The sequence below is a fragment of the Lysinibacillus sp. NPDC097214 genome (assembly GCF_050277945.1).
Lineage (GTDB): Bacteria > Bacillota > Bacilli > Bacillales_A > Planococcaceae > Lysinibacillus > Lysinibacillus xylanilyticus_B.
The window spans coordinates 11272-23449 of sequence record NZ_JBNNSS010000018.1 but is presented as its reverse complement, the minus strand read 5'-3'; the positions used below and the strand labels follow the sequence as shown (position 1 = coordinate 23449).

The 12178-nt window shown below is 37.5% G+C and carries 14 protein-coding genes; 6 read left to right on the top strand and 8 right to left on the bottom strand.

The features are described from left to right. Positions 1-19 precede the first annotated feature (19 nt). Both ACQKMI_RS23720 and ACQKMI_RS23715 read right to left on the bottom strand, forming a co-directional pair. Positions 20-850, bottom strand: coding sequence for an aldo/keto reductase (locus ACQKMI_RS23720; RefSeq protein WP_427492902.1), 831 nt, complete (start codon positions 848-850; stop codon positions 20-22). 84 nt (positions 851-934) lie between these two features. Next, the gene (locus ACQKMI_RS23715) at positions 935-1111 is read right to left on the bottom strand and encodes a hypothetical protein (RefSeq protein ID WP_199777816.1); all 177 of its coding nucleotides are present in this window, start codon (positions 1109-1111) and stop codon (positions 935-937) included. 878 nt (positions 1112-1989) lie between these two features. On the opposite strand from ACQKMI_RS23715, the gene ACQKMI_RS23710 reads away from it, so the two are divergent. Beyond that, positions 1990-2835 carry a VOC family protein gene (locus tag ACQKMI_RS23710; protein WP_427492900.1) on the top strand — a complete coding sequence of 282 codons (846 nt, stop codon included), beginning with the start codon at positions 1990-1992 and terminating at the stop codon, positions 2833-2835. Between the two features lie 187 nt (positions 2836-3022). Here ACQKMI_RS23710 and trmL read toward each other — a convergent pair whose 3' ends face one another. Continuing rightward, positions 3023-3496, bottom strand: coding sequence for a tRNA (uridine(34)/cytosine(34)/5-carboxymethylaminomethyluridine(34)-2'-O)-methyltransferase TrmL (trmL, locus tag ACQKMI_RS23705; protein WP_053485736.1), 474 nt, complete (start codon positions 3494-3496; stop codon positions 3023-3025). 14 nt (positions 3497-3510) lie between these two features. Next, on the bottom strand, positions 3511-4641 hold the full coding sequence (gene queG / locus ACQKMI_RS23700) for a tRNA epoxyqueuosine(34) reductase QueG (RefSeq protein WP_427492899.1): 1131 nt from the start codon (positions 4639-4641) through the stop codon (positions 3511-3513). A 59-nt stretch (positions 4642-4700) separates the two neighbouring features. Here queG and ACQKMI_RS23695 point away from each other — a divergent pair, with 59 nt between their 5' ends. Next, positions 4701-5390, top strand: a complete 690-nt coding sequence (locus ACQKMI_RS23695) for a B3/B4 domain-containing protein (protein ID WP_427492897.1) — start codon at positions 4701-4703, stop codon at positions 5388-5390. A gap of 14 nt (positions 5391-5404) precedes the next feature. Further along, on the top strand, positions 5405-5914 hold the full coding sequence (locus ACQKMI_RS23690; RefSeq protein ID WP_427492895.1) for a hypothetical protein: 510 nt from the start codon (positions 5405-5407) through the stop codon (positions 5912-5914). 390 nt (positions 5915-6304) lie between these two features. Here ACQKMI_RS23690 and ACQKMI_RS23685 read toward each other — a convergent pair whose 3' ends face one another. The 3 genes from ACQKMI_RS23685 to ACQKMI_RS23675 all read right to left on the bottom strand — a co-directional run bounded on the left by ACQKMI_RS23685 (position 6305) and on the right by ACQKMI_RS23675 (position 7814). Continuing rightward, entirely contained in the window at positions 6305-6625 is a 321-nt protein-coding gene (locus ACQKMI_RS23685) for a DUF3784 domain-containing protein (RefSeq protein WP_427492893.1), read from the bottom strand. Between the two features lie 544 nt (positions 6626-7169). After that, positions 7170-7322 carry a hypothetical protein gene (locus ACQKMI_RS23680; RefSeq protein ID WP_427492891.1) on the bottom strand — a complete coding sequence of 51 codons (153 nt, stop codon included), beginning with the start codon at positions 7320-7322 and terminating at the stop codon, positions 7170-7172. A 3-nt stretch (positions 7323-7325) separates the two neighbouring features. Next, entirely contained in the window at positions 7326-7814 is a 489-nt protein-coding gene (locus ACQKMI_RS23675) for a hypothetical protein (protein WP_427492889.1), read from the bottom strand. 311 nt (positions 7815-8125) lie between these two features. Between ACQKMI_RS23675 and ACQKMI_RS23670 the strand changes: the two genes are divergently transcribed. Further along, entirely contained in the window at positions 8126-8992 is an 867-nt protein-coding gene (locus ACQKMI_RS23670) for a helix-turn-helix domain-containing protein (protein WP_427492887.1), read from the top strand. 149 nt (positions 8993-9141) lie between these two features. Further along, positions 9142-10728 (top strand): catalase, encoded by a 1587-nt coding sequence (locus ACQKMI_RS23665; RefSeq protein ID WP_427492885.1) that lies wholly within the window; start codon positions 9142-9144, stop codon positions 10726-10728. A gap of 39 nt (positions 10729-10767) precedes the next feature. On the opposite strand, the gene ACQKMI_RS23660 is transcribed toward ACQKMI_RS23665, so the two are convergent. Further along, positions 10768-11670, bottom strand: coding sequence for a S66 peptidase family protein (locus ACQKMI_RS23660; RefSeq protein WP_427492883.1), 903 nt, complete (start codon positions 11668-11670; stop codon positions 10768-10770). Between the two features lie 280 nt (positions 11671-11950). Between ACQKMI_RS23660 and ACQKMI_RS23655 the strand changes: the two genes are divergently transcribed. After that, positions 11951-12178 (top strand): hypothetical protein (locus ACQKMI_RS23655; protein ID WP_427492881.1); only part of this gene is annotated, 228 nt, incomplete at its 3' end.

The following is a 12178-nucleotide window of genomic DNA, read 5'->3' as shown; positions in this document are numbered from 1 at the left end:
TTAACTTATAAGTCTGTAGTTAAAAATTAAATTTAAAGTTATCTGGGTCCTGTCCAAATCGTTCATTACGATTTACTGTAGCTATTTTATCCATCTGTGCTAGTGTTAATTCAAAATCAAAAATCTGTGCATTTTCCTCAATACGACTAGGTGTCACAGACTTTGGAATAACAAGTGTGTCATTTTGTAAATGCCAGCGTAGCACTACTTGAGCAGCTGTCTTCCCTATTTCGCGACCAATTTCCATAATCGTTGGATTATCAAGCACACCACCGCGACCTAACGGAGACCATGCCGTAACAGCAATTCCATGCTCATTACAATATGCTTTTAATGCATCTTGCTGTAAATATGGATGCACCTCTACTTGATTGACCATTGGTGCAATATTTGCTTTAGCTAATAGCTTTTGTAAATGGTGCTCATGGTGGTTTGAAACTCCCGTTGCACGAATTAATTTTTCATCATATAAACGTTCAATTGCTCTATACGTATCTTCAAATGTTTCTGGTACTGCCCAATGAGTTAAATATAAATCTAAATAGTCAATATTTAACTTTTTCAAAGATACTTCAAAAGCTCGTAATGTTTCATCATAGCCTTGGTCATTATTCCAAACCTTTGTCGTCACAAAAATATCCTCACGTTTAACGCCTGAATGACGAATAGCTTCGCCCACCTCTGCCTCATTACCATAAAGAGAAGCCGTATCTATAGCTCGGTAGCCATAATTAAGAGCTTTATCAATAGCCTGTAAAGTCTCATCGCGCTCTGTCATTTTATAAACACCTAAGCCAAAGCGAGGCATTTCCACACCGTTTGCTAATGTTTTTGTTGATTGTAAATTCAAGAATAACAACCCCTTTCTTTTCCTAGTTCCATTATACAAAAAATTGGTTTTAAGAAACATAAGGAAAATTTCCGGGGTCATTGCTTATTGTTCTTCTGCTTTCTCTTCATAATCATCTACTTGGATAGGGTCTGGAATTCGATCGTCTTCTACAAGCTCTTGACCATCACGCAAATGCTCCATCTGCTTTCCTAAATCCTGCAAATCTTTAAAATTTCGAGCCATTGTACCGTTTTCGATATTTGGAACCTTTTTTTCCACTATCATCACCTCTCTTATAGTTTTCCCTAAATAGTTATTTCTGAACCATTTCTGACATATTTTATTCCGCTACGTCGTTTCATTTTTATAGTAGATAGGCTATACTAAAAAAAGATGTCTTTATAAACATGAGGAGGGTTCTTCCATGAGTTTACTATTAATTATTGGTGTAACTGTAGCGTTCTTAACTGCTATTTTCACTGCTGGTTACGAAGGCAACTACAGATCAGACAAATAATACTTCAAGAAAATCACTAAGCATGAATATGTGCTTAGTGATTTTTTTGTTTTTGTAAAACTATTACGGCAAAAGGTATAAGGTGCCCTATTGTAAAAAGGTTTGACACTTCGGCAAAGCGAGGAGTTGATTTCCGTTCCGACTGGGCGCTTTGTTGCTGTCGCTACGTTAGCACTACGCTTTCGCACAGAGCAAAGCTTCCTGGGGGCGTCCGATGAGCCGCTTCACTCGCTTTGCTCGCTCCAGGGTCTCGGGCCAACACGACGTTGGTCACGAAGGCGTTATCACAGGATGTGATGCTCTTAGCCTTCGTTCCCCTATCGCTGATCCCCGAGGAGTCGCCCAGTCTCCACTCCAATCAACTTATTCAAATGACATACATTACAAAATGACATCTCAAAATTCTAATAGTGTACAAAATTTATCAGAAAAATCCGCTTGCATGACCCATCACTATAACGTTGGGTTGATTTCCGTTCCGACAGTGTGCTTTCACGAGGACGTCCGATAGCCGCTTCGTTTATTTCTCTTATTTATTGGAACAATATAATTACTTGACTTTCTGCACTTTATAAAATAAACTTACTTACATAAAGTAAGTTGATAATTAATAATAACTTTTATTCGGAGGTAATTTACTATGCATTTTCATGAAAAACCTAACACATATGTCACAAATGTTGAAATTAAAGTGAGTGATTTACAACGTTCATTAACTTATTATCAAGAGGTAATTGGCTTTAGCGTTTTACATCAGGAATCTCATAGAGCAACTTTAACAGCTGATGGTAAAACAGCTTTACTAACAATCGTTCAACCCGAAACAGTAGAGGAAAAAACAAACTTTACAACTGGCCTTTATCACTTTGCCATTTTATTGCCTACTCGTCGTGATTTAGCAAATATTATTACTCATTTCCATAACAATGGCGTGTACTTCGGAGCATCTGACCATGATGTCAGTGAAGCACTTTATTTAAATGATCCTGATAATAATGGTATTGAGGTTTATGCGGACCGCCCTGAAAGTGAATGGACTTGGCATTTCGATCAAGTGCATATGGTGACAGAACCACTTAAAGTCCAATCTATATTAGCGGAAGGCGACGGTAGCTGGAATGGCCTGCCTGCTGATACGGTTATGGGACATATTCATCTATCAGTTTCTAATTTAGCTGCCGCAGAGGAATTTTATACAAAAGGTTTAGGATTTGAGATTGTCACTCGCTATGGGGCACAAGCTTTATTCATCTCAACTGGCCGCTATCACCATCATATCGGTTTAAACACTTGGCACTCTGAAAACGCACCAAAGCTTGGTGAAAATCAGGTTGGCTTACAAACATTTTCACTGCGTCTAGATAACGAAGAGCAAGCAACAACAATGAAAGAAAATCTTCGCGCAATTGGTGCACCTGTTACTGATATAGATGGAGGTTTCCAAACAGCGGACCCATCAGGTATCGTTGTTTTATTAAAATTTTAAAAATGATGTAAAGGGCTATCCGTCGGTTATGAGGTTTTATCCGTCGATTGCAGGCGGCTTTCCGTCACTCCTCGGGGACTATCCGTCGATTACGTATTTCTATCCGTCGCTCGCCAGGACTCACAGGCAACTTTACGTCTAATAAAAAAGCAAAAGCAGTTCTCCTCTATGAGAGAACTGCTTTTGTTTAATGTAATCCTGGATATCCTTGTTGACGTAACGCTTCATAAATAACAATGGCTGCTGTATTTGATAAATTGAGTGAACGAACATGCTCACTCTGTGGAATACGTAAGCACATATCCCGACGCTCATACGCAAAATCCTTTGGTAGACCAGTCGTTTCTTTTCCAAACATAAAGTAAATATCACGATCTTTATCACTAAAATCATGTGTCGTAAATGGCTCTTCACTATATGTCTCAATTAAATAAACGTCGCCATTTTTGGATGCCTCTAAAAAATCCTCTAGCGAATCGTGGTATACGACATTGACACTATGCCAGTAATCTAAGCCAGCACGTTTTAGCATTTTATCGTCTGTGGAAAAGCCAAGAGGGCGAATTAAATGTAGTGAAGTATTTGTTCCAGCACATGTGCGTGCAATATTTCCTGTATTCGCTGGAATCTCTGGTTGATATAAAACGATATGCAATGGCATAACGGTACACTTCCTTAACTAAAAAATTGTAAACCTTTATCAATTTCAACGAGTACTTCCTCGTCTCGTTCTTTTGTTTTTGCCTCAAGTAATGCAGATTGGGCCTGCTCCCCGCCTATCTTACCTATAGCCCATGCTGCTGTTCCTCGAATAACAGGTCGTTCATCCTTTTCAAGAAGTGCTACTAAATCTGGTACCGCAGCTTCTTCTTTAAAGTGTGCAAGTGCCAAAATAGCATTACGTTGAATTGGCTTTTTCCCCCGCCACGAACCAGAAACATGTCCAAACTTTTCTTTAAAATCACGATTTGAAATCGTTAAAAGTGGTACAAGTAATGGCTTTGCAAGCTCTGGATCAGGCTTAAATTCCTCATGTATCCAGTTAATCTTTCCTTTATTCTTTGGGCATACGGTCTGGCATGTATCACAGCCATACAAACGATTACCAATATGGGTACGAAACTCATCAGGTAACATTCCCTTAGTTTGCGTTAAAAAGGCTATACAACGCTGTGAGTCTAGCTGTCCCCCTTCGATTAACGCACCTGTTGGACAAACATCTAAACATAAACGGCAATCCCCGCATTCATCCTCCATAGGCTTATCAGGCGCAAAAGGGATATTCGTGATAAGCTCTCCTAAATATACATAAGAACCGAACTCAGGTGTAATAACCGAGCAGTTTTTTCCGCTCCAGCCTATCCCTGCACGTTCTGCAACTGCCCTATCCACAAGTGCACCCGTATCAACCATTGATTCAATACGTGCACCTTCTATACGCTCTTCAAGCCAGGCTGATAATAATTTCAATCGCTCACGTAATGCTGTATGATAATCGACACCCCAGGAAGCACGGCAAAAAATCCCGCGTCTTGCTCCCTTCTTGCCAACAGGTGCATTTTGCATGCGCGACGGATAGGCTACAGCGATCGCCACAATGCTCTCTGCTCCCTCTAACAATTGTAGGGGTTCGGTACGTTTTTCAACATCGCTTTCTTCAAAGCCAGACTGATAGCCAAGTTCTTGCTGACGGCGCAGTCTATTTTTTAATTCTGTAAATGGAGCTGCTGTTGTAAAGCCAATTTTGTCTACACCAATGGACATTGCATACGCCACAAATTCACGTTGTAGGTCATGTATGTTCATTTCATTTCCAACTCCTTACATGATACAATAATAGAAATAGATAAAGTAGGTGATGTTTTATGGAAATTTCAATTAATCAATCTCTATTGACACAACATCCCGAGCTAAAAATCGGCATTATTCATTATACCAAAATTGTCGTTGCAGAATCGCCTCAAATGATTAAAGGCCGCATGCAATTGTATCAGGAAAATCTCTTTTTAGAAATGCAAGATTGTCCTGTAACGCAACGAGAGGGTATCGCAGAATGGCGACAACTATGGAAAAAACTTGGCGCAGATCCGAACCGCTATCGTCACTCAGCAGAAAGCTTAATGCGCCGAATTAGTAAGCAAAATTATTTAACACCTCTTCACTCAGGTGTTGATTTAAATAATTTCTTCTCCCTCCAATATGAAATTCCAGTAGGCTTATATGATGTAGCTAAACTAAAAGGCCATATAGAGATTGCACTTGGCGACGAGGAAACTGGCTATGAGGGCTTAAATGGACGTTTCAATTCATTATCAAATATCCTATATAGCTGTGATGCTGAGGGAGCGTTTGGGTCACCATTTGTCGATTCTAAACGTACGTCTGTTTCAGAGGAAACGACCGAGGCTCTACATATTTTCTACCTTCGCCCATCGTTATCAGAAGAAAATGCGAAAGAGCTTCTTACCTCTGCTGGTAAGATGTTTAACCAAGTTCATGGCGGCGATTATAAAATGACCTTATTAACAAACGCTGCACCATCTACTACACTTTAAAAGGGCGTGTTTTCATGATTAATCTTGCAGAAGCCGTTAAGCTAAAAAGTATTTTAGCAAAAAAAGTTCAGGACCTTGTTAACGAATTACATCGTAGCGCCTTTGTAACTGTTGAAAAAGGGCAAGCCCCTAAAACAAGTAATCGTGCAATGACAGTAATTGAAGCAGAATTAGCTCAAGTACGTCTCGATGTTCGTACATTGGATCGTTTAGTATATGAAGCAAATATAAAAAGCTCAGTGGACTTTAAAGGGGAAAAACTAGCATTAGTTGAAGCGATTGAGCTCGCAACACAGCTACGCGCAGATGCCGAGCTGTGCAAACAGTTTAGTATGCACGAAAAAGAGAGTGTACGCATGGGTTACGGCGAAAATACAATGCTTTATGAAATTGCGATGTATGAGCCAGATGAGTATCGTGAACGTGCTATTAAACTTGAAAAAGATGCCCATAAATTATCGAATCTTATCAATGCAAAGAATTATAGTGTTGAAATTAACTTCGATGATTCTCGATATTTCTAAACCTCGGGGCGGTGAGACTCCAAACCGAGTTGGATGGCTGTTTTCACAACTAGCTTCTTGGGGCTAACTTAGTTAAACCAATGACAAGTTACCTGTTACTGTATGACCCATGACTAATAACCAACTATAAGCAATGGCCATACTCAATCAACTTGACAATTCTTTGAAAACGCCATCCAATAGCTCTCTTACACCTTGTGTGTAGGAGGGCTTTTTAATTCTCTTATTATTACCTCTTCTTGCTTTAACGTATAACGAAGCCATATAGAAAATAGACCCTATGACAAAGGAAGATAATTGATCTAATCATAATTCATCATGAAGAACCCATCTTAACAAAAAGACTCTCCCCCTTTGGACTCTCCAATTCCCTTATAAATTAAATTAAAGTTATCCCTCGCTTTTAAAATTAATTTTAATCAGAATGAATAATGTTAATAGCGCAAAAATACCCACTACCCACAATAGAAACCAATCACCTAGATATTTAATGCCTATTGGAATAATTAAAATTAGTAAGCCGATTACTATTGAATATATCCCCATAATTCTCCCTAATTTTTCTTTGTCTCCTTTATACTCTGAATCTTGATAACCAGCTATTATATTTAATCTTTTCTTTTTCCAAATTGACCAACCGCTTATGATAAAACAAGCCCCTAAAATAATTGAGATGACTACTGCAGTTTTGAAGTCCGTATTTAAAGACAAATCTTATCAACCCTCCATATATTAATTTGATGAAAAATAACATATTCAAAAATACTTATAATTCTTGAAGTATTTATATAATTTCTTAAAAAGCATAAAAAATTATAGATATATATTTAAAGAGTTACAGTGTACTCACCTCATCCAGTACTATTTAACAACTTACACCGTTTATTATTGTTTCAGCACAACCACGGTACTAAATTTACCTAATGTATAAGGAAAAGTGAAAACCCATCAGCAATGATCACCATGAAGTCCTTATCCCAAACTTGTTAATAACCGTAGCATTAATTTCAGAACTTTCAAAACCGTATTTCGCAGGTATTTATACATATTTTGATCATCCACTTAAAAATGAACAAACAAACTTCTTTAAAGATTAATCTTTTATTAACAATAAAAAGAGAGATGTATCGCTTACTTGATACATCTCCCTGACTAGCTTGCATTATTCTATTCCAATGCAGCGCTTCATGTTTTCCTTGATCCTCATCCTCTTTGATAGGATAAGGAACTTACTTAAGACCAATAATAAAGAGAGTTATTTTTCTCCCTTTTTTATTATATCTTTTAAGTCTTTTATTTCTTTCTCTAATTGCAATAACTTTCTCTTTAAAACATCTGATTGTGAAGATGTATAAATTGCTAAACCTAATCCCATCATAGCAATTGAAAATACAAGTATTGTCGACACAATTTACACCCCATAAAAGTAATCATCAAAACCTGCAACAACTAAAGGTCCAAATGTAGCTCCAATTCCAGCTCTATAAAGCCATCTATTTTTTTTATACCCTTTTTCAGTTAAACCTAATCTAACTTCACACTGTCTTGCAGCATATTTACCAGCAGCATATAAAGAACCACCTAAACCAATTGCTCCAGCAATAATGCCTATAATAGAACCAATTCCAATAGAATATGTATCTATCATAGCTTCATTCAATTCTTCATCTAATTTAATCATATCATCTTCAGTTATTCCCCATTCATTTGCTAATTGCACAGATATGGGATCATTAATAGAAGAGAATTCTTGATTTTGTAGAAGTATAATTGACGTTAGATAAGATTGCTCAGCATCATCATTCTCCTTATTACTTTCTTTTGCATCTGCAATCCCTGGTAAGAGATACGAGCATAATAAAATTGTAGAAGAAAAACTTATAATACTTTTTTTCAACATCTTTCATACCCCCATATTTATTATTTTAAATCTCTGACATAGGCGTTAATAACCACTTTTTGGTTACCTCTATTTTCTCTCGAAAAATTACAATGGTTTTTTATATCCAACACCAATAATAAGAGATTAACACAAGGTTTTGTATTAAGTTTCGGAATATTCAAAAATGAATTTTTGTTTTTAATCTTCAATTCTATCAAGGTTTCAATTTTCTTGTAATCTGATATGATAATTTGAATATCGTTTATAACAGCTATTCGCGAGTTTTATTTTTTGTAAAAACCTAGTGTTTATTATAGGAGGTTACTTTTATGAATATTAATCTTGGTAATACAATAAAATTGATCCGAGAAAATAAAGGGTTAACACAAGCATATATTTCCGACAAAATACTGACTCAGGGTAATTATTCCAAATTCGAAAATTTGAACTTGGATATCGGAGGTGCTTCGTTAATTGCCATTCTTAATAAATTAGAATTGTCATTAGAAGAGTTTCTATTTATCAAAAATAATTTTACGATTACTGAACGCAATAGCATAATACATAAATTCCACAGTCTCACTTATAATGACAGAAAAGGATTAATTAATTTACTAAATGATATTGAGAAATACTCAAGAAGAAAAAATGATTTTTTAATAGAATCTATTGAGAAAATTTGCAAATCTTTATTGATATTTATTAAAACCAAAGATATAGAAAATGCACGAATAGGAATTAATAGTATATGGACTCATTTAAGTAAAAGAAATCATTTATATATTTCGGATATCTATTTATTGAATTCAATATTATTTTTCTTTCCTCTTCAAACAGGTAGAGAAATCATTAAATATTTACTTAGAGGTATAGATAAATACAAAAATTTTAAAGATATAGAAAAAATGAAAATTAATTGCTTACTAAACTTCTCTATTTTTTTAATCAAAAATAGGGAATATAAAGATGCATTAATTTATATAGAAAATGCAATATCAATGTGTAAACTTTACAAATACTATTCAAAAATTACAGTTTGTTATATCAGAAAAGGAATTTGTTTAAATCAAATTAATAGAGAATGTAAATCAGGTTTGTTTTGGATTAATAAAGGTTTTAATTTATTAAAAGAAATGGATGAAACAGATTTAATAATTCAATTAAAGGATGAGATTGAAAGGCTAAATTATAAATAAAATCAATTTATAGGCCATCGCTTATTATTCGAAGCCCCCCTAACAGCATTCATTAACTCTCTTCCATCTCGTGTGTAGGAGAGTTTTTTCATGTCTATTTGTTCACTAACATGGACAAAATGGCTATATCAAAAGAAAGGGGTTATACAATGACAAAACAACATGATTCAACAGAAGAGCATGACATGACCTTGACAAATCGACAGGGGCATCCTATTACTAACAATCAAAATATACGAACTGTCAGTAATCGAGGACCTGCAACCCTTGAAAACTATGATTTTATAGAAAAAATAAGTCACTTTGACCGTGAAAGAGTTCCCGAGCGTGTTGTTCATGCCCGAGGTGCTGGGGCACATGGCTATTTTGAGACATATGGTGTAGCCGGGGAAAAGCCTATTTCTAACTATACAAGAGCAAAGGTATTTCAGGAAAAGGGCAAGCAGACACCTGTTTTTGTGCGTTTCTCAACAGTTATTCATGGTGGCCATTCGCCAGAAACTTTACGTGATCCACGAGGCTTTGCAGTAAAATTCTATACTGAGGATGGTAACTGGGATTTAGTCGGCAATAATTTAAAAATCTTCTTTATCCGTGATGCTATGAAATTCCCTGATATGATTCATGCCTTTAAGCCTGATCCCATTACAAATATTCAGGATGTTGAACGCTTTTTTGATTTCTGTGCAAGCTCTCCAGAATCCTTCCATATGGTGACATTCGTTTATTCGCCTTGGGGCATTCCAGCTAATTATCGAATGATGCAAGGCTCTGGCGTCAATACGTATAAATGGGTCAATAGTGAAGGCAAAGCAGTCCTTGTAAAATATCATTGGGAACCTTTACAGGGCATTAAAAACTTAACGCAAACAGAAGCTGAAGAAATCCAAAAGAAAAACTTCAATCATGCTACACAGGATTTATACGATGCAATTGAAAAAGGTGATTATCCTGAATGGGAGCTTAACGTACAAATTATGGAGGACGGTCCACATCCTGAGCTTGATTTTGATCCATTGGATGATACGAAGCTTTGGCCTAATGATCAGTTCCCTTGGTATCCAGTTGGTAAGATGGTGTTAAATAAAAATCCAGAAGATTATTTTGCTGAGGTCGAACAGGCTACTTTCGGTACAGGTGTGCTTGTGGACGGATTGGATTTCTCGGACGATAAAATGTTACAAGGGCGTACCTTCTCCTACTCTGATACACAGCGTCATCGCGTAGGTGCAAACTATTTACAACTTCCTATCAATGCTCCTAAAAAACGAGTTGCAACCAATCAAAACGGTGGTCAAATGCTGTATAAGCGTGATTTAGCTCCAGGGCAAAATCCTCATATAAACTACGAGCCTTCGATGTTAAATGGTTTAAAAGAGGCTACTCAGACGGCTAAGGAACATACACCACTTGTGGAAGGCAATCTCGTTCGGGAATCCATTGATCGTCAAAGCAATACGAAGCAAGCTGGAGAAACATATCGCAATTTTGAGCAATGGGAGCGGGATGAGCTGCTAGAAAACTTAATTCGTGATTTAGCAGTTTGCGACAGTGCCATTCAAGAGGCGATGATCGCATTAGCGCAGGAAGCAGACGAGGAATATGGTCGCTTGTTAAAAGAAGGGTTACAACAAGCTCGAAATAATTCATCTTCCTCAAAGCCACTTGGCAATATAGATGGTGATGAAGCCCCTAAAAAGGCTGTAGATAAAGGGCATGACGCAGAGCCTTATTAATAAAAACGCTCAGCACAATATACAGTGCTGAGCGTTTTTTTAATGCACACCAGGCAAAATTTTCAGTGCCTTTTCCTGTGCGTCTAAAATGGCATCTACTCCTAATGGAATTGCAATATTCGTTGAATCATGGCCAATTTTAAAGCCTGCCACAACTGGAACACCTAAATCCCCAAAATAGTCCTTCATTAAAGTCAATAACGCCGCTTCATCCGCTTCCGTTTGCGTAAAGGAGCCGATCATAACACCTGCTAACTGTTCAAGCTTTCTCGCCTGTTTTAATTGTTGCAGCATCGAATCAATTCTTGGAATAGTTTCCGCAATATCCTCAATCAATAAAATGCGACCTTCCGTACGCACTTCAAATTTAGTACCTAATGTGTTAACAAGGCGACGTAGATTCCCACCAATAATCTGACCGCGAGCAACACCAGGAGCAATCGTTGTTAACGGGGCAATATCCTCCGTATACTGCAATTCCATTGGTGAAAATAGCTGCAAAAACATTTTCTTTGATAAATCATCGATTCTGTCTACAGACATAAGGAGCGGTCCATGGAACGTCACTAAATTAGCATATTCATTAATCGCGCAATGTAAATATGTAAGATCAGAGAAGCCCCAGAAGATTTTCGGATTTTCCTCAAGCAGTCCGTAGTCAATCTTTTCCGCAATACGCGCAGAGCCATAGCCCCCCTTAACACAAAAAATTGCCTTCACCTCTGGATTGCTTACCATCTCATGAAATTCAGCTAGACGCTCCTCATCACTACCTGCCAGGTAATCGTGCTTTGCCTGAATGGTATCTCCAATTATATAGTTAAGACCTAACTCTTCAAGAAAGGCTATTGCATCTCCTAGCTTTTCGGGCTTTACTTGACTTGATAAAGCCACAAGACCAACTGTATCGCCCTTTTCTAAATGTGGTACGGTGCTTTTCACCCTAACCCCTCCTAATGTTTTTCTCATTCTATCATATAGATAATATTGTAGCATTGATTAATGGCGAAGCTAGTGCCTATGACATCTAAATTTCTGGGCGAATGCGCCTTCCTTTTTAGGTTCTAATCGACACTTTGGGGTTCTATCCACGATTTTGGCGAGTCTATCCACGACTTTGACCGTTCTATCCACGACTTTGACTGTTCTATCCACGACTTTGACTGTTCTATCCACGGCTTTGACTGTTCTATCCACGACTTTGGCTTCTCTATCCGTCGCTTTGTCGATTCTATCCGTCATCTTGGCTCTTCTTTCCGTCGCTCTCGCCTTTCTATCCGTCGCTTCGGCTCTTCTTTCCGTCGCTCTAATTTCTATCCGTCACCTTGGCTCTTCTTTCCGTCGCTTTGTCGAGTCTATCCACGACTTTGGCTTCTCTATCCGTCGCTTTGTCGATTCTATCCGTCATCTTGGCTCTTCTTTCCGTCGCTCTCGCCTTTCTATCCGTCGC

Coding starts and splice junctions, on each gene's coding strand:
- ACQKMI_RS23665 (WP_427492885.1), top strand. CDS start 9,142: ATGACAAAACAACATGATTCAACAGAAGAGCATGACATGACCTTGACA.
- ACQKMI_RS23695 (WP_427492897.1), top strand. CDS start 4,701: ATGGAAATTTCAATTAATCAATCTCTATTGACACAACATCCCGAGCTA.
- ACQKMI_RS23690 (WP_427492895.1), top strand. CDS start 5,405: ATGATTAATCTTGCAGAAGCCGTTAAGCTAAAAAGTATTTTAGCAAAA.
- queG (WP_427492899.1), bottom strand. CDS start 4,641: ATGAACATACATGACCTACAACGTGAATTTGTGGCGTATGCAATGTCC.
- trmL (WP_053485736.1), bottom strand. CDS start 3,496: ATGCCATTGCATATCGTTTTATATCAACCAGAGATTCCAGCGAATACA.
- ACQKMI_RS23710 (WP_427492900.1), top strand. CDS start 1,990: ATGCATTTTCATGAAAAACCTAACACATATGTCACAAATGTTGAAATT.
- ACQKMI_RS23675 (WP_427492889.1), bottom strand. CDS start 7,814: ATGTTGAAAAAAAGTATTATAAGTTTTTCTTCTACAATTTTATTATGC.
- ACQKMI_RS23670 (WP_427492887.1), top strand. CDS start 8,126: ATGAATATTAATCTTGGTAATACAATAAAATTGATCCGAGAAAATAAA.